General features: G+C 67.6%; 19 protein-coding genes. 4 read left to right on the top strand and 15 right to left on the bottom strand.

Annotated features, from left to right (window positions below):
• Nucleotides 1-620: 620 nt before the first annotated feature.
• From NKI68_RS23490 to NKI68_RS23480, 3 genes are read left to right on the top strand one after another with little or no spacing between them, the layout of a single operon-like run.
• Nucleotides 621-1,130, top strand: a complete 510-nt coding sequence (locus NKI68_RS23490; protein WP_254547489.1) for a hypothetical protein — start codon at nt 621-623, stop codon at nt 1,128-1,130.
• On the top strand, nt 1,127-1,792 hold the full coding sequence (locus tag NKI68_RS23485) for a relaxase/mobilization nuclease domain-containing protein (RefSeq protein ID WP_254547488.1): 666 nt from the start codon (nt 1,127-1,129) through the stop codon (nt 1,790-1,792). The genes NKI68_RS23490 and NKI68_RS23485 overlap by 4 nt, the downstream gene beginning before the upstream one ends.
• An 8-nt stretch (nt 1,793-1,800) precedes the next feature.
• On the top strand, nt 1,801-3,447 hold the full coding sequence (locus tag NKI68_RS23480) for a type IV secretory system conjugative DNA transfer family protein (protein WP_254547487.1): 1,647 nt from the start codon (nt 1,801-1,803) through the stop codon (nt 3,445-3,447).
• A gap of 14 nt (nt 3,448-3,461) precedes the next feature.
• On the opposite strand, the gene NKI68_RS23475 is transcribed toward NKI68_RS23480, so the two are convergent.
• The 13 genes from NKI68_RS23475 to NKI68_RS23415 all read right to left on the bottom strand — a co-directional run bounded on the left by NKI68_RS23475 (nt 3,462) and on the right by NKI68_RS23415 (nt 15,020).
• Entirely contained in the window at nt 3,462-3,866 is a 405-nt protein-coding gene (locus NKI68_RS23475) for a ribbon-helix-helix domain-containing protein (protein ID WP_254547486.1), read from the bottom strand.
• 118 nt (nt 3,867-3,984) lie between these two features.
• A complete protein-coding gene (locus tag NKI68_RS23470; protein ID WP_254547485.1) occupies nt 3,985-4,212 on the bottom strand; it encodes a hypothetical protein in 228 nt (75 codons plus the stop codon).
• Nucleotides 4,213-4,599: 387 nt separating this feature from the next.
• The gene (locus tag NKI68_RS23465; RefSeq protein ID WP_254547484.1) at nt 4,600-4,971 is read right to left on the bottom strand and encodes a hypothetical protein; all 372 of its coding nucleotides are present in this window, start codon (nt 4,969-4,971) and stop codon (nt 4,600-4,602) included.
• Nucleotides 4,972-4,979: 8 nt separating this feature from the next.
• Nucleotides 4,980-5,747: a phage major capsid protein gene (locus tag NKI68_RS23460; RefSeq protein WP_254547483.1), complete on the bottom strand. Its 768-nt coding sequence runs from the start codon at nt 5,745-5,747 to the stop codon at nt 4,980-4,982.
• A gap of 73 nt (nt 5,748-5,820) precedes the next feature.
• Nucleotides 5,821-6,210, bottom strand: a complete 390-nt coding sequence (locus tag NKI68_RS23455; protein WP_254547482.1) for a hypothetical protein — start codon at nt 6,208-6,210, stop codon at nt 5,821-5,823.
• On the bottom strand, nt 6,210-7,307 hold the full coding sequence (locus NKI68_RS23450) for a bZIP transcription factor (protein WP_254547481.1): 1,098 nt from the start codon (nt 7,305-7,307) through the stop codon (nt 6,210-6,212). Before NKI68_RS23450 ends, NKI68_RS23455 begins: the two co-directional genes overlap by 1 nt.
• 126 nt (nt 7,308-7,433) lie before the next feature.
• A complete protein-coding gene (locus NKI68_RS23445; protein WP_254547480.1) occupies nt 7,434-8,288 on the bottom strand; it encodes a phage minor head protein in 855 nt (284 codons plus the stop codon).
• A gap of 2 nt (nt 8,289-8,290) precedes the next feature.
• The gene (locus NKI68_RS23440; protein ID WP_254547497.1) at nt 8,291-9,772 is read right to left on the bottom strand and encodes a hypothetical protein; all 1,482 of its coding nucleotides are present in this window, start codon (nt 9,770-9,772) and stop codon (nt 8,291-8,293) included.
• Between the two features lie 14 nt (nt 9,773-9,786).
• Nucleotides 9,787-11,121: a phage terminase large subunit family protein gene (locus NKI68_RS23435; protein ID WP_254547496.1), complete on the bottom strand. Its 1,335-nt coding sequence runs from the start codon at nt 11,119-11,121 to the stop codon at nt 9,787-9,789.
• Entirely contained in the window at nt 11,108-11,656 is a 549-nt protein-coding gene (locus NKI68_RS23430) for a hypothetical protein (protein ID WP_254547495.1), read from the bottom strand. Before NKI68_RS23430 ends, NKI68_RS23435 begins: the two co-directional genes overlap by 14 nt.
• A 222-nt stretch (nt 11,657-11,878) precedes the next feature.
• Nucleotides 11,879-13,150 carry a hypothetical protein gene (locus NKI68_RS23425; RefSeq protein WP_254547494.1) on the bottom strand — a complete coding sequence of 424 codons (1,272 nt, stop codon included), beginning with the start codon at nt 13,148-13,150 and terminating at the stop codon, nt 11,879-11,881.
• Nucleotides 13,151-14,281: 1,131 nt separating this feature from the next.
• Nucleotides 14,282-14,434, bottom strand: a complete 153-nt coding sequence (locus NKI68_RS23420) for a hypothetical protein (RefSeq protein WP_254547493.1) — start codon at nt 14,432-14,434, stop codon at nt 14,282-14,284.
• Complete coding sequence (locus NKI68_RS23415; protein ID WP_254547492.1) at nt 14,421-15,020, bottom strand: DUF8118 domain-containing protein; 600 nt, start codon at nt 15,018-15,020, stop codon at nt 14,421-14,423. Before NKI68_RS23415 ends, NKI68_RS23420 begins: the two co-directional genes overlap by 14 nt.
• Before the next feature lie 209 nt (nt 15,021-15,229).
• Between NKI68_RS23415 and NKI68_RS23410 the strand changes: the two genes are divergently transcribed.
• Nucleotides 15,230-15,466, top strand: a complete 237-nt coding sequence (locus tag NKI68_RS23410; RefSeq protein WP_438267832.1) for a hypothetical protein — start codon at nt 15,230-15,232, stop codon at nt 15,464-15,466.
• A gap of 157 nt (nt 15,467-15,623) precedes the next feature.
• Here NKI68_RS23410 and NKI68_RS23405 read toward each other — a convergent pair whose 3' ends face one another.
• Nucleotides 15,624-15,761 carry a hypothetical protein gene (locus tag NKI68_RS23405; protein WP_254547491.1) on the bottom strand — a complete coding sequence of 46 codons (138 nt, stop codon included), beginning with the start codon at nt 15,759-15,761 and terminating at the stop codon, nt 15,624-15,626.
• A 98-nt stretch (nt 15,762-15,859) separates the two neighbouring features.
• Entirely contained in the window at nt 15,860-16,105 is a 246-nt protein-coding gene (locus NKI68_RS23400; protein WP_254547490.1) for a hypothetical protein, read from the bottom strand.
• Between the last annotated feature and the right edge of the window lie 621 nt (nt 16,106-16,726).

Below are 16,726 nucleotides of genomic sequence, written 5' to 3'. Positions count from 1 at the left end.
CCCGCGTTTCTCTCGGATTGGCTTACATAACTACCAGCAAGAGTCGCCGGTATCGTGGGGTCACACTGTGTGATTACTCGAAAATCGCTATACTGCGCGGGTGTGGGTGTGGGTTCACGTACACAGAGTAGATTCGTTATCTGGGTGGGTGGGGCTACATCGCCCGCTCGCCCCCTCCTCGATCGAGGACGGATCGGGCGGACTCGACCACCCCACGACGGCCGGCCGTCAGTCCCACCGTCGAGCCGAGGCGCGACGCCGAGACCACCCCCCTCCCTCCCACCGACAGGTCGCCGACGGCCCCTCACTTCCACATAGTAATCGGCGGGATTCCCGCTTTCACAAACTGTCACCAAACTTTTTTTCAGTAGCACTGACCGTCAGTCAGCGTTTACTTTCACCTCACGCATCAGGTATATGCCTCGGAGGGTGTAACAGATGTGTGGTGGTCGCACCACAGATGAAAACCAGACGACGACAGCCGGATTCGCCACCGGGTACGGTGGTTTTTAAACTTGCCCCCTCCCGGACCGCCACCGCCGCCGCACGTGGAAGGGCGAATCCCACCGACGATAGCCGGCCGACTGACCCTCGCTCTCGACGACGGCCGGAGGGACGGCGTGGCGCGTGACCAACGACTCACGCTCTACGTCGGGAAGGGCGAGAAGGGCCAGATCGAAGAGGAGGCCGACGAGCGCGACCTCTCGGTGTCGGAGTACCTCTACCGCCTCGTCCAGAAGCAACGCCAGAGCGAGGCCGCAGAGCGCCTCATCGAGGAGAGCGAGGCGGAGCGGCACATCGAGCAGCTGCTCGCCGACGGCCGTGACGAACTCGTCGCGGTGGCCGACGACGTCCGCGATCTCTCCGCCCGGGGGAACGTGTACGCAATCGCCCTGTGGGAGCTTCTGAAGCAGGAGCATCCCGACACGGAGCGCCGAGAGGCACTCTCGACGGCGGCGCGGCGGCTTCGCATCCCCGTCGAGGAGCACCCTGACCTCCACCCTGCGGACGTGGACACTGGCGACGAGGGTGAGGGCCACGATCCCGACGCGGTCGAGGGCGAAGGGACGGGCTTCGGCGCGCTCCGCGAGACCGATTCAGGCGGTCAGGGGGGAGGTGACGGGTCGTGACGACGTTCTTTCAGACGTCGCATCGCCACGCGGGCTGTGGCGATCTCCTCGCCTACATTGAGCGCGACGCCCGTGATGACCTCCGGAACCACCGGGGCGAACCCCTGACCGACCAGGAGCGCGCGGCGATGCTCGCACACTCAGAGCGCCACGAGTTCACGCGGGATTTCATTATCTCGCCGGAAAACGGTGACCGGCTCTCCGATCGCGAGCTCTCGCTCCGGACGCGTCAGACCATGCGTGAGTTCCTCGCCGACCGGCCGAACACGGTGTATGCGTACGGGATCCACCGCGATACGGAGCACCCGCACGTGCACGTCGCGATCGCCGGGTCGCAGAACTCGCTCTACATGGACCTGAACGATATTCGCGAGACGCGTGCTCGCGCGGATGAGCACTTCGTCGAGCGGGGGCGTGAGCACACCCTCCGGCGAGACGTCGCTCGTCACCGGCCAGAGCGTACGACCCGAGCACCAGAACAGCAGCAACACCAGCAAGCAGTGACACACGACATGAATACGAGTGACCCCGACCGGGGGGCCGACGCGCTCGACGCGGCGCTCCTCCGGGCGGAACGACAGCAGCAGCAGGCCGAACAGACCACCGAGTACACGCGAGAGCAAGGCCGCGAGTCGGAGCACGACCGCGGGCGGGGGATCTGACGGAGATGATGGAACTCGTTGCAGACCTCGCCTCGACCGTGCTCACCGTCGCGGCACTCGGCTATCTCGGTGTGACCGTATCTGACTTTGGGTTGGGGACGCGACTCAAACCCCGGCTGCGCGAGCGCTGGTGGCGTCTCTCACAGCCCCAGCGCCGCGCCCTCCTGGGGGCGCTCCCCGTCGTCGTCTTCGCCGCGTGGGGCCTCGGAGCCGCCCTGTGGTGTCTCCTCATCGTCGGGCTCGTCCTCGGGTGGCGACGCCTCCGCGCGCTCGCACAGGACCGCCTCCGCCGGTGGTCGTTCGCTCGGGCGGCTCGCCAGGGGTTCGTCCTCCCGATGGCGGTCTCGAAGACGGGCGGGCGGACCGGTGACGTCCTCGACCGCCTCCGCCGCCTCCCGCTCGTCGGCGGGGTCGTCGGCCTCACGGCGGCGACGATCGAGCGGCCCACCAGTATGCTCGCACTCGGGACCACCGGCTCCGGCAAGACTGAGGTGGGCAAGACACTCGCCTGGCAGCTCACCGACGACCGCCTCCTCGGCGAGCCTGTCGTCGTCTTCGACTACAAAACTGACTACCAGGACTTTCTCCGCGAGGTCGTCGGCGAGGACGCCGTGATCCGCCTCTCCGCGTCGGGGTCCACCCACACGTGGAACGTGTTCGAGGAGATCGAGGACGACCGGGACTACCGCGAGCTGGCCCGGGCGCTCTTCCCCGCCGACGGCGACGGCAGTTCGCGGTTCTTCGAGCAGGCCGCGCGTGACGTCTTCCGGGCGACGTGCACGGCGCTCGACCGGGAGTACCGCGACGATCCCGACGTCACGCTGTCGAACGCGCTCCTCGCCCGGACCTTCCGCGAGTTCTCACGCGAGGACCTGTATGAGGCGCTCTCGGAGTACGGCGACATGGCGGCGGCGACGTCCGCGCTCGATCCCGACGGCTCCCGGCAGTCCGTCGGCGTGTTCGCTACGGTTCAGCAGCGCGTCGGCGAGGTGTTCGTCGGCGACTTCGCGGGCGAGGCTGGGGCTCACACCGACGACGCCGAGATCTCCATCCGCGAGTACATGGCGGATCCACAGGGACGCGTGCTCGTCCTTGATTTCCCGCAACGGCAGGGCCAGACCGTCGCGCCTGTCTTCCGGTTCCTGGTGGATCACGCGGCGATGCACGCGCTTGATGACGCCACTCGGGGGGCGTACTTCGTCCTCGACGAGGTGACGCGCATCCCCGGACTCCGCCGCCTCGACGACCTCGTGAACCTCGGCCGCGGCCAGCAGGTCCAGGTCCTCCTCACCCTCCAGTCGGTGAGCCAGCTCTTCGCGAACTACGGGAAGGAACGCGGGACGTCCATCCTCTCGGGGTTGGTGTCGCGCGTGATCCTGCGCCTCGGTGACGACGCCTCGATCGACTACGCCCGGGCCGCAGTCGGCACGGAGTTCAAGACCTACACCCGCCACGTCGAGAAAAGCGGCGGCGACTGGAACGTTACGACGCGCCGGGAGACCAAGGACGAGGAGGAGCACGCCTTCGCCCGCGGGGAGTTTACCCGGTGGGATCCCGGCGTCGGCCTGTTCGTCGGCCGCACCGGGTGGCGGTTCGGGTACTTCCCCATGTTGAACGAGTACCTCGCGGACGAGATCGACGAGGCGCACCGCTAGGCGAGTACTGAGCGCTACCGTCGCGTTCGCGTGCGTCCGGAGGCCGTCGGTTCCGGATCCGCCTCCGGCTCCGTGACGCGCGCCGCCTCCGACGACGACGAGGGCATCCCGGTCAGCCACCACTTCGCCCGGGTGACGAGCCCCGCCTGTGCCTTCCGTTCGGCGAGTGACTGCTCACGCTCGACCGCGCGGACTAACTCGTTCGAGGCGTCGATGCGCGAGTTCGCGGCGGCGAGTTGCCGGCGGAGGCGGTCGACTTCGGTGCGTAATCCCTCCACCTCCTGCTCGTGTTCGGGCGAGTCGTCCCGGGAGGCAAGCACCTCCCGAATGTATTCAGAGCGGGAGGCACCCGCCTTCGCCGCCTCCCGGTCGACCTCGGCGAGTGTTCGCTCCGGGAGGCGGACCGTAATCTGCTGCATGTCACGCGGGATGTGCGCGTGTCCGCTTAGGAGTACGTCAGACGCACGGCAGACGCGCCTCACGTGACCGGATCGATATATCGACATACGGTGTATCGCACGCGGGCGACGTCGCGCATCAGCCGCGCTTCCCCGCGCGGTCGAGGGCGTCCGCGAGGGCGCGCGCGGTCATCTCGACGGTCGGCATCGGCTCGCTCTTATCGTAGAGGGCGCGGAGGTGCGCCCGCCAGGCGCGATGTACCGCCGCATCGTAATCGTGGACGGGGATCCACTCATCACCGCTCGCGTCGGCCGAGTCGTCCGGTGCTGGTGCTGACTGCTCGTCTGATGGCGTCTCTCGTGACATACTGATGGTACCGCTAGGAAGCGCTCAGGGGCGGACCGGGGACGTCCTCGACCCCCGAGCGCCCGACCACAAACGTGAAAGACGGAGTGAAAGACGAATGCGGGTGCAGACGCCTCCCAATGTCAGATGACCAGCGGCCCCTCCATCCGAGGCCACTGTGCGCGGACTGTGCCATTTACCCCGAGCCGGCCGTCGACCTACGTTGATAAACGCCCGGCTCGCTTGGATCCAGCCCGCAGTGAGACACTCTCACGCGCACTACTTAAGTTTTCGGTATCGTCTGAATGTGTTATGCGGATATCGTCCGCGACGCGGGGGAGCGCGGGGGACGGCACGGCACTCTACGGGAGGGCACGGCACACGCTCGAGCACCCCGCTCCTGGCGGGTTAGCCCCCGGGGTTGACCCGGCGAACATACCCCGGCGACCGCCGAGAGACGTCCGCGAGTGCCTCCTCGGCCGCATCGCGGAGGGCCTGCGCTCGATCGCGGACGTCAGACCGCTCGCTCACGTCCATCTCCGACTGCTCGGCGACCCACGCCTCATCTACCGAGGCGAACGCCCGCGAGGCCGCCACCGCCCGCACCGCCGCCGCCTTGAGGTCGTCCGCCGCGGTCGGGGCGGCACGCACCGCGACGGTCGCCTCCGCATCCGCGATGAACATGACCGCCGTGACGTCGTCCAGCGCATCGCTCCCCGTCGGCTCAAGCCCGATCGCCCGGCGCACCTCCTCCGGGGTGACACCGCTATCGAAGGGCATCGGTTACGTCACCCGTCGATGTAGAGCGCGGCGTCCGGGTTGGTCGCCACCCAGTCCAACCGATCCTTGATCTTGTAGACCTCCTGGTCGTTCGACTCCTCGCGGTAGGACGACACACCGTTCTCGCCTTCTTTCGACGACTCGTAGCCGTAGAGGGAGGTGTCCACGAGGTAGGCGTCGTGCGCCCCGAGTGGCGTCGAGTTCGCTTCGAAGATATCGACGCCCGCGACGCTCCCGATGAAGCCGTTGGTAACGGCGCGGTCACCGACCGGGGTATCCCGCAGCTTGAACGTGTCGTCTTTGAGGATATCGGCGGCACCGAGCGCCTCGACGAGCAGGAGATCGGGATCGAACTCCTGCGAGCGGTGCTCCGCCCGCGCGTCCACCAGCTCGTCGAACGTGAGGACGCCGTCGGCGTTCCCGCCCGTCGCGGCGTTGTTCTGCGCGGCGACGACGTTGTACGCGATCTGGTCGAGGCGACGCGCCTCCTCGCGCATCATCTCGCTCATGGCGTCCATCCGGATCGGGAGGACGCCGTCGGCGACCGCCTCGTCCGAGATGGGGAACTCGAAGCCGTACTTGGTATAGACGGCCTCGACCTCGCCGTAGGACATCGACGCCCGGGGGTACTCCGACCCCTCGGGGATCTCGACCATATCGCCCTCGAAATCCTCCTCGCGGAGGGGGAACTTCATCGAGGGGCCGGCGTTCGAGCCGTCGTGGCTCCGGAAGGCCTGCCGGAACCCGTAGGTTGCTTCGGTCTGCGCCTCGGCCATAGCGCGGACGGACTCTACCGTAACGACGTCTGAGACTTTCGTAGTCATTGATTTTCAGGGGAAGAGAGGGCGATTAGGAGAGCTTGACAAGCGCGTAGCCGTCGGCATCGGCATCGGTGAGGGCGGCGAGGTCACCGGGACCGGCGGGGAGCGTCCCGCCGGCACCGTCACTCTCGCCGGTGAGCGCCCCGGCCGTCCCCGTCGACGGGACGAGCGCATCGCCCGCCGTGACGCCACTCGTCACCGCGACGCGGACGACCCCCTGGAGGTGGACCGCGACGCGATCGCCAACGCTCGCCCCGTCAGTGGCGAGCACGCCAATGAACCCGTTGCTCCCGGTCGTCTTGACGAGCGCTCCGCCCGAGATCGCCACCGCCTCGCCACCTACCGCTGCCTCGCCCAGTTCGTAGGGGACCGTCTGTCCAGCCGCGTACTTCTGTTCGCCTGCTTGAACGTCTGCCATTAGTTGTCACCTCGGAGGTCCGCAATCTCGGTCTCGATCTGCTCGACGTGGTCGGCCATGCCCGGCCGCCCGCGGAAGAGGTCGCGGCGCTGCTCTAGCGTCTCCAGACGCTCCTGCTCGGCCGCAGAGAGCGCCTCGATACCCGCCGTCCCATCGCCCTCAGAACCGGACGCATCGGGCGAGGGCGAGGGCGAGGACGTCCGTGGGGAGACCTGCGGCGTCACGTCCGCCTCCTCGGTCGCCTCGACCCGCTCGCGAAGCTCGCCGAGATCGAACTTCGCGGTCAGCGTCTCCGTATCGAACGGGGAGTGCTCGGAGAGCGCCTCGGCGTAGATCTCGCGCGCCGTCGCGTTCTCCTCGCGGAGCTGTTCGTTATCCTGTTCGAGCTGCTCAACGCGGGACTCCAGGGCCTCGATAGCCTCCGGCGTCCCATCAGTATCGTTCGTCATAGGTTCGTCAAGAATGCCGCCTGCACCCCCACCGAACGCCTGCGAGAGCGCCTCCTCGACCTCGACCGCCGCCTCGCTGGCGGTAGTCGATCCCGGTCCCGACCCCGACGCTGAGGCTGAGACACCCGCAAACTCCGGGTGCGGCCCGCTCTGGACGCCCGTCCCCGGAGCCGCCCCGTTCGGGACGATCCCGAGATCGCGCACGTCCAAGATCTCCGTCGCGACGCGCGCATCGCGCGCCTCGTCGTGGTCGCCGAGTACCCGATAGAGATACGGCGAGGCGTCGACGCGCCCCCGCTCGGCCTGCTTGGCGACGTCGGGATCGTCGACCGCCGCCTCGTAGGCGAGGCCGAGCCCCTCGATAAAGCGGACGTCCGTCACCTGCCCGACGATATCGGAGAGTCCGACCTCGTCGGGATGCCCGCGGACGACGTGCGCCTCACGGAGGGCCTCCGTCGCCGCCTCGACCACGTCCGCCGGCCAGTACGTCCGTTCGTGGCTCTGACCGTACGTGACGGCGTCTGCGGGGAGTGCGAGGCCGTGGATCGTCCACGGCCCCTGCTCGGTGTTGTCGGGGGCGGGCGTCGGCTGGCCGGCGGCGAGGATCGCCGGACCGCCGGCGATACGGCTCTCGGTCTGGTTCGTCATGGAGTGGGACGGTGAGGGTGGCGAGTGACGCCTCGCCGGGCGTGGTCTGTCGGTCCGTGCGCGGTCCGCGGACACGCGGTGTTAGCTTAGATTAGATGGCAGTAATCGAGGGAGGGAGTGGGGGGATTAGCCCCGGACAGGCGTGCGCGTCTCGACGAGCGACCACCGGCAGCGACACCGAGGGTGCTGGGGGATGATCCCCCGCGCCTCCTCGATCGACATGCGCGCGCCGTGGAGCGCCGCACAGTCCGGACACACGGCGGCGTCGCCCGCCGTCTGGTACTCCGCGTGCTGCTGGACCACCGAGACGTCGAACTCCGCAAAGCGAGTGAGCGTCGCGTCGGCGTGCGCGCGGACGGGCTCCGTGACGGCGGTGGTTGTCGCCCGCGTCTTACCTACCGCGGCGAGACGGTCGATCGCCACCGCGGCGAGCGCCTCGGCGGTCGTCGGGGAACGGAGCGCCTCGGACAGCTCCCGCTGGCTCTGCTGCTCGACCGCCCGCGCCACCCCCGCGAGTTCGCGCCGCGTCCGGGCGGCGTGCTCGGCGAGCGCCTCCCGATGGGGCTCACGGGCGAGGAGGGCCGCGTCGTCGCGCTCCTCGCGGGTGGGCGCGTCATACCCGGCCTGGCGGAGTTGCGCGTCGGCCTGCCGGATCGCCGCCCGGTAGGCCGACCGGAGGTAGGAGAGGACGCCCGCGCCAGTGACGACCGCGAGCGGCCCGGTCCGCTGCTGCTCGCGCAGCCACTCAACGTAGCGGTCGATCTGCGCATCGCGACGGGCCGACCGGAGCGGGGGGAGCGGCGTCGGCGTCGCGAGTGCCTCCGTCGCCGCCGTCTCGACGCCGAAGACGTCACGCTCACCGACGTCCTGGCGGACCTGTGCGATTATCGCGTCGTACTCCCCGCGGAGGCGCTCGGCGAACGTCTGCCGGACGGTCTTCGTCCGGGTCGGGTCGGCCCGGGAGGCGACGGAGGCGGACATGCTCAGTCGTCCGCCGGGGCGTCGCCCTGTGCCGGCGCGTCAGTCTCCTCGGCGCTGGCGCTGGCACTGGCTCCCTCACCCGCATCCGCACCTGCACCGTCGAGCGTGGGGAGATCGAGTGCGTCGACGTCGGCGAGGTCCGATGCGGCGGCGTCCTTCGGCAGCTGGAGGACGAGGTCGAGCAGCGTCTCCTGGTCGACGAGGACCGACGGATCGGCCGCCCCCGATAGCTTCTCGACCGCGTCGGCGTACTGCTGGAGGCGGTCCATCTCCTCGTCCGTGAGCGCGAGTACCGGCGAGGTCTCCTCCGCCGGCTCAAGCGCGAGGCGGACACCCGCCGGGTCGTACCCGTGCTGTTCGGCGACCGTCCGGAGCACGGGCGTCAGCGCCGCCGCGAGGCGCTGACGGAACTGCTCGACGCGCGTCTCGTGACGCGTCTCCTGCCCATCAACCACGAACTGATTGATGTTTTCTTCGAAGCCAACGGCGTACGTCGGCGCGGGCATCGCACTCAGGATGTAATTGACGTCGAATTCGAGGTTACCGAGGATATCGGCGACCTCGCCGGGGACGTTGGTTACGTCGATATCGCCGTCGAGGCCGATCTGGTCGCCCGGGCGGACGTCCTCGATCTCGTCCATCACGTCGTCGATCGCATCCTCGTCCCACTCGACGAGCGTATCGTCCACAACGGTCGGCTTGAACGCAAAGAACCACTGCCCGTAAGCCATGCTCTCGATCGCCTGCTCGTTATCCTGGAGCTTCTTGCGGACGCCCTCGACGCGCGGCGAGACCGGCTCGATCGCCGACAGCCCGAAGATATCGCCCACGTCGGGATCGTTAACGATCTTCGTCACATCGTCCGCAGTCAGGCGATTCTCGGTTTCGTCGCCTGAGTAGTGGCGCGTGTCATACTGGACGTAGGCGGCCGCCTCGCCGTCCTCGGTGAGCTTGACGTGCTCAAGGTCCGTGTCGTCCGGCTGGACGAGGAGGTCCATATCCGGGCGGGTATAGTACGTGATCGTCTCCGGGGCGATGAGTGCGAGCCCGCCGATCGTCTCCGGGTCAGTATCGAGCGGAGCGTGCTCGATCAGCGCGCTCCCCTTCGCTTTCGCCTGTTTGGGGACCTGGTGGAGGAGGTCGCCGAGGTCACGCCCCCGCTCGCCGTTCAAGACGGCGGCGGACGCACACCACTCCTCCAGAAACGCCTGCGTGTCGTTATCGTCAGCGGTAACGCGGTAGCCGTGCTCGACGACGTCGTCGGCGAATTGGTTGATCGGCGCGCGGAGCAGCGGCACCGAGCGATACTGCCGCCAGTAGCGCTCGATCTCCCCGCGCGGGGGCGGGGTGCGGTCGGCTACCCGGCGGCGGTGATACGCCCCCGAGCGGCGCGTCCCCGTCCGCGGGACGACAGCCCGCCCGCGGTCAACGAGGTCGCTCGCTGTCGCTAGTGCTTCTCGAATTTGCGTATTGAATCGTGACATCGTCAATGAGTGAATCAGTCGGCCTCGCTGGAGCGCGAGGAGCGCCGGACGGACCGCCGGGAGCGTTTCCGGGCGGTCGTGGACCGAGTGGCCCGCCGGATCGACCGCTGGCTCTCACGCCACGCGTGCGCCGCCAGCGCGAACGCGTCCACGCAGTCGTCGTGCTCGCCCTCCGGCGCGCTATACCGAACGTTACCGGCAGCGGTAACATCGTACTCGAACAGTTCGAGTTCGGAGACGAGGACGGGGAGATCGGGGATCGTCACCGCCTCCTGCTCGACGTGCGTCACGAGATTCTCGACCAGTTCGCGCTTCGTCTTCGGCGTGAAGGTGACCGGCTCGACGTCCAGGCCGCTCGCCTCCAGGTCCGCGACGATCTTGTTATCCCGCGTGGCGTCCACCGCCACCGGGCCCGGATACGCCTCGTGCGCGGTCTCAACCGCCTGCTGGATCTGCGGCCACGCGACGTCTCGCAGGCGCTCGTGGTGGACCGTGACGCCGTCAGCGTCGAGCACGTGGATCACCGTCCAATCCTGGTGACGAGCGAAGTCCACGCCCGTCGCGTACGGGCCGCTCCCCTCGACGTCGTCGAGCGCGTACTCGTCGACGATCCGCTCGCGAACGCGCTTGAACACGCCCCCCGCGTCGTCGATATACTCCGCGAGGTACTCTCGCCGAAACGCCCGCTCGGACGTTGACCCCCGCTCGGAATCGATCTCCGAATCGGGGATCGTGGGGTTATCGTACGAGGTGGCGTGCCACGAGGCATAGTCCGCGTGCTCCGGTGAGTCGGAGTCCCCCCGCTTATCGAGTCGGTAAAAGTAGTTGCGGGTGAGGGGTTTGCCGATGAGGAGGGCGCACCCCTGATTATCGAGGAGCATCGGCCGGAGGTCGCCCTCCCAGATCGACCCGGGCATGTACGGAGCCTCGTCGATCACGAGATGGTCGACGCCCGCCCCCTGGAGCGACTCCGGCTTATCGAACGTGCGGTACTCGATCGTCGTCCCGTTCGCGAGCGGGATCTCGTAGGGCTCTGAGCGTTTGGGCTCCCCGTCGATCCAGTGCTCGGGGAGGTTCTCAAGCGCCTTCAGGAAGCCGTAGCGATACGCCTGATCGTACGTCGGCCCGACCCACCAGCACGTCGCCTGCCGGTCGGCCCCCCAGGGCGAGCGCGCCGGCGCACGGGCGTACTCGATCTGATCGGCGACGGCGAGGATATTCTTCCCCGCTCGGCGGCCCGCCCGAACGATCCGAAAGCGCGCGTTGCTCTCGAAGACGTCGGCTTGCCACGGCGAGAGCGACCACTGGACGGGCGTCGAGCCCTCGGGCGGCTGGTTAGTCGTCGCCACCGTCCGACTCGGCGGGTGACGACGACTCGATCCGGATCACGGACGCGGGCGCGTCGATCGGGACCGCGTCCTCGTGGCGGTGCGTCACCTCCTCACTCTTCGTGTACCCGAACGACCGTTCGAGGATGAACTCGGGCTTGCGCTCCCAGGTGCGCGCCACGAGGCGATTTTCGCCCTCCGCGCGGGCGCGCTTGAACCCGTCAGCAAAGTCTGGGAATCTGTCAAGCCACTCGTACAACGTCTGCTTCGAAACGCCGGCCGAGCGGGCGCATCCCTCCTTGGTTTTCCCGATTTTCGCGGCTTTGAGGATCTCCTCCTCGCGCTCGGCGAGCAGTCGCGGCCACCCGTTACGATTGTGGTGGTGCGGGCAGGAGTCACGTGGGATCTCGCAGGGCGTCCCGTCCCGCGTTTCCTCTCCACATAGCTCCGGCTCGGTATCAGCCTCGTCGGCCGGCGCGGACTCGTCGCCCGCGATGTCGGTACCGAAATCAGTCGTCTCGAGCTGCTGCTCGCTATCAGGGTTCGTATTGCTCATGCGATAGGGAAGGGTACGTTTCGAGTGCTTCGACTCCAGTCGAAATTTCGACTGGAGTTATGCGGACGATGGAGACAACGGAAACAATGCGGACGCGGGGGTGGGGGGCGAGGAGGTACCAGACGGGGCGGGCAGGAGGGACGAACCGCTAAGACGCCCTGCTAGACAGGGGCTCGGGGAGAGACGGACTGCCTGGATGTACGACTACTCGTACTTGTACATTCACCCCTCCCCCCCGGTACGCTCCCGTTCGTCGGGGGGGACGGTCGGCCGCCCGCCGTCGGTCGCGACGGCCGCGGTCAGCCGCTCCATCTCCTCGTGGACCTCCTGCGTCACGGTGATCCGCGTCTCGGCCTCGTCCTCGGCCTCGTCCGTCGGCGGCTCCGGCTCAGCGGTGCTCTCACCCTCGTCCTCGCCCTCACGGTCGACGGCGTCGCTCTCGACCGGTCGCTCGTGATAGTAGGCGTCGATGCGGGGGAGCAGGCCGTCGGGGTCATCGCCGTTCGCATGCGCCGCCTGGAGCGTGTGCAGGTTCACCCGGAGGGTAAGGGTCCCGCCCTCCTGGTCGGCGATAAAGCCGGGCGTCGCCTCCGCGTCAGCGACGTAGTTCCGGACGCTCGACGCCGAGACCTCGCCGTCGAAGATGTCCGAGCGGATCGTCTCGGTCGTGAGCTTGCACTTCCCGTTCCGCGGGTAGGCGCGCTTGCCAGCGTCGAGCTGGAGGCGACGGACGCGCTCCCCGCGATCGAGGTGGCTGACCGGCAGGCGACACTCCCGGGGCGTCCCGGCGGGGACGAGTTCGGCGGCCATCTCGGCGGGGATCCACAGCCCCGGCTTGTTCGGGTGCGGTTCGGCCCCCTTGTACTCAGTCACCAGCACGCGGTACTGCTCGACTGTCGGCGCGGACGCACGGCCGGACGACCCCGCGACGGCATCGATCGCCTCGACGAGGTCGTCGTCGGTAAACTCCTCGCCGAGCTGCGTCGCAATCGCGATCGTCCGGCGCTCCTTGGTCGAGAGCCGCTCCGTCCGGTCCGCGTCGGCGACCTCCGCGAGGAGTGTCGGCACCTCATCGGGGATTCGGGCGAGTTTTCGCTCGACGCGGCCCCACCGGCCGCCGTCGCAGTACTCCTGGAGCGCACGCGCGAGGGTGATACCGAGCGTATCCTCGCCCTGCTTTGCGACCGCGCGGAAGTCCTCGCGGATCGTGGGGGAGACGCGCACCTGGACACGCGCCGTCTCCCCACCCCGGCTGAGGTCGGACTTTTTTTGTTTGTGTGCGTCTCCGGACGTCCGACCCACCGCGTCAAGGAGGTCGTCGATCATCGCCTCGGCCGTCACGCCAGGATCGAGGTCGAGGTACTCACGCATCGCCGCCTCCGTCTCACGGCCGAGTACGCCGTCCACGTCGTCGAATTCGTCGTAGACGTGCTCGCAGAACCGCTCCCAGACGGACGACGGGACACGCCAGTCCAGCCGGACGCGGTCAGACATGACGAACCACCCCGGGGGAGCCCTTCCTCCAGGCTGTAGGAAGCGTAGTAGCTCCACTACTACTACTTACTACATACTGGAGGAAGGGAGGGGAGGGGGGGGAGACCCCCCCTCCTCCTCCCCACCTAGCGGTGGGGAGGCTTAGACCCCGCCAGAGGGCGGTTTCACCGCCCTTGGGGGGTGCGTGCGCACCCCCCCACCACCCTCGCGCCGCAACACACAAACAAAAAAAGTTAGTCAGCCGGTCCGCCCCGGCGGTGGTGAGGCCCCCGTCCGTCCCGGCGGTCGGGGCGGCCGTCTCGTCCGTCCTCGCTCCGCTCGGACTCGTCTCGCGCTCCGTCACCCTCCCTGCGACCGGCAGGGAGGTCGTCCCGTCCCGTTCCCGTCCCCGTCCGTCCTCGCTCCGCTCGTCCTCGTCCGTGTTAGTCTCCGTCCGGTTCGTTCGTCCGCTGGTGTCGATCATTATCGTGTGTCCCGTGGGTTCGTTTCACACCCGCGCACACACCCAAGGAAAGTTACTTGGCCTATCAGGCCAATCTCCTAATGAGTGCGTACGTTTGGGTGCTATCCATTGCCAATACGCGTACTCCGGTGACACGGGTCAGGTGGGACTGTTCCCCGTGTCGGTGGCCGGTCGGAGGGGGCTGACCGCACAGCCCAGCCCCCTCAGTATGACCGGTCGCTTTCAATACTCCGTGAGAGTCACCTCCTTAGTTGAGATGCGTCCCACCGCCTCTAAAAGGTTCCTAGGATCAGTTCTAAGCGTCGACGCCAGCGACAGCGCCGTGGCTGTTCGAGCACCGCCACGGCGGGTCCGCGGCCCTGACCGGATCAGGGCCGCGCCCTGCACCGACGCGCGGTACCATGGACGGCTCCCCCGGGTCATCCGGGCAGGTCGCCGGGGGAGCGGGGGCATCGGTCGAGACGCCTCGGATCGGCCCTGACCGATCAAGACGCCCCGAGCCGGTGATAGCCCGAGGTACTGACTCCCAGGGTGGGGTAGTCGGCGTGCGATCCGACGGGCACAGCGCCACCGCACTGCCGTCCGTCGCGCTGACGTCTGCACCCGTGTTGTCGCCGGATTCGTATCCATTTATATTAGTCTTTGGGGGAGGAGAGTGTCCGCGGTCGTTACGCGCGGTCTGCGCGGCACTCGGGACAGAGCACCCGCCGGAGGGTCGCTCCGGGGACGCGCACCCGACGGACGTCTCGCTTGATCTGCCCGCAGCCGTCACACGCCTGCGGCATCCCGCCGCGGCGGTCGGTCACGTTACGTCCGGCCATTGTTCTCATTCGGACACTCTTCCGTGTGGAGGAGAGCGTTCCGGCCGCCGAGTGACGTCAGGAGTTCGCGCCCGCAGCCCTCACACCGGACGTAGCGCGCAGCGCCCTGTGCGGGGGCCTCGACGTGGTAGGTATAGCCGGGCATGGGAGGCTCCTGGTCAGTCTCGGGCTCGATCTCGGTCTCCGTCGCCTCGGGAGCCGGGGCGGTCTGGAGGCCGCCGTCGGTCGCGACTCGGGGCTCGGGGGTCGCCTCGACGCGCTCGCGCTCTTGCTCGTCGAGTGCTTTCACGAGGAGGGGATCCATCGCGTCGCGGTTAGCCCACGCGGGGACGTCCCGCGCGCCGGTCTCGAAGGCCACTCGCCGGATGTGCTTGCACCCGCCGGCAGGTTGGCGGTACTCGTAGTCCGGGCAGGTACACGCGCCCGTGCGCGTGTCGACGGTGTACTCGTCGCCGCCCTCGCCGTACACGAGGTAGAGGTCGGGGGCGTCCTCGACCACCAGCAGGTAGTCCGTGAGCGCACGTACGTCGCGCGCTGCGAGCTGATCGTCGGTACGCTCAAGAGGGGTCGTCTCGTCTGTTGTCATGCTGTTTCGACTCCAGAGACAGTCGGCCCGCGTGTTCCAGCACGCGGGCATTACTCACACTCCGATTCTGATGGCGAGTCACGCCCCGAGGGACCGGTCTGTCTCTACCTTACGGTACGTCCGCGTACGTTATAAAGGTTAGCATATAGGCTACCGTTCTCACAAGTGCTAATGTTTAAGTCGCCACAAGTGCTAACCTACTTGTAGAGATGGTGCAGAAACAAGCGACTGTGGGACGATACACGGCGATCATGACGGAGACGGACCGCGCGCGTATCTCAGGTGCGTCAGACGACCCCGACAAGAAGCGGTATGAGTCGGTCTCTCGCGTCCGTCAGCGGATTAAGGAGTTGCAGACCGACGGTGAGATCCTCGAAGCATACCACCCGAAACTGTTTGCGGAGCTGCGTGCCGCTGTCTGTGAGGATGGGGCTCGCGACGAGTAACCTGCCCTGACAACCACCGGAACAACTTTCAGCGCCGGGGTGTAAGCGTCGGGTGACACCCGCCCGTTTGTACTCGCACCAGGGTGTCAGCGTCCGTAAGGGCGCTAAAAAAAAGGATGAGCGGGCGATACCTTGACCGCGGGGGCGAGGATCCAAGTCACGCCCCGCGGTCACTGTCTTGGAGTAACCTGAACAGTCCCCACAGCGTCAGCAACAGCACGCCCGCGGCGTAATTGCCGTTGGCGATCGCCGTCACTGCGCCCGTGAGGACCACGGTCACTTCTCCGGGTGACATTTGCATGTACCCGTGCCGACCAGGTGGCCGGCATCCAGACAGTCCGGCCGGCAGGGTATAAGGACTGTCTATGAGTCCACCCCCTCACCGCACTGCCCCTATGCGCGTGCCTGGTCGACCGGCACCAGCTCGCCGCCGTCCGTCGTCGCGATGACTCCCCGCTCGAGCGCCCGCTCGATCGCCGCATCCACCTGTGCCGGCGAGTAGCGGTTTCGGTGGGTCAGGATTTGACAGACGCGGAACGGCTCGATCCGCGCCGGCTGTGGCCCGCCCGTGTTGTACTCGACGACCCGCGCCACCTTCGCGGCGAGGGTATCCCGGTCGGTCTCCCGCTCGCTGTGCATACCTCTGGTTCAGCCCCAACAACCACGACCGTTCCGCCCGTCGGATCACGAACCGGTTCGGGGAGTGGATCGACCCTCACAGCCGGCACAGCGAAGGACCAGCGGAGCGCGGGTCCCAGTCCGCGCGGAGCGGCCGGAAGCGGGGGCTTGCCCCCGACCCGGAAGCCTGAGCGTTCCCCCCGACCGGAGGGAGGGGGACGTCCGGCGGTGCGGTGGAGGATGGACTGGTTAGCGAGATATTTTCTCCAGTATATTGTTGATAACTAACCAGGTGCGCGGAGAACGTCAGGTGTCGCCGTGGGAGTAGAACTGCCCGCGCGTGACCCGTGTGCGTCCGATAGCACACTCACAGAGACCGACCACAGGTGGAAACCCCTTGCGTCACGAACCGCTGACGCATCACCCCCGCTTCCTACCTGGAAGCGGGACGTCCCCATCACGGAGGCGCCCGCTGACGTCGGCGGCGTCGCTCCACAGGAGTCATGGATGTCGTGCACAGGTGGGGAGCGAGGGATGGACGTGAGCACAACGTCCTCGCTCGCCACGCTATTCATTGAGATCGACGACTTAGTAGTACCGACTTCTTTCCACGAGAGGCGGTCCCGCACACTTCCACGCACT

The sequence above is a fragment of the Halomarina pelagica genome, assembly GCF_024228315.1.
In the GTDB taxonomy this organism is placed as follows: domain Archaea; phylum Halobacteriota; class Halobacteria; order Halobacteriales; family Haloarculaceae; genus Halomarina; species Halomarina pelagica.
Note: the sequence above shows the minus strand (reverse complement) of the source record. Positions and strands in the feature narration are given on the sequence as shown.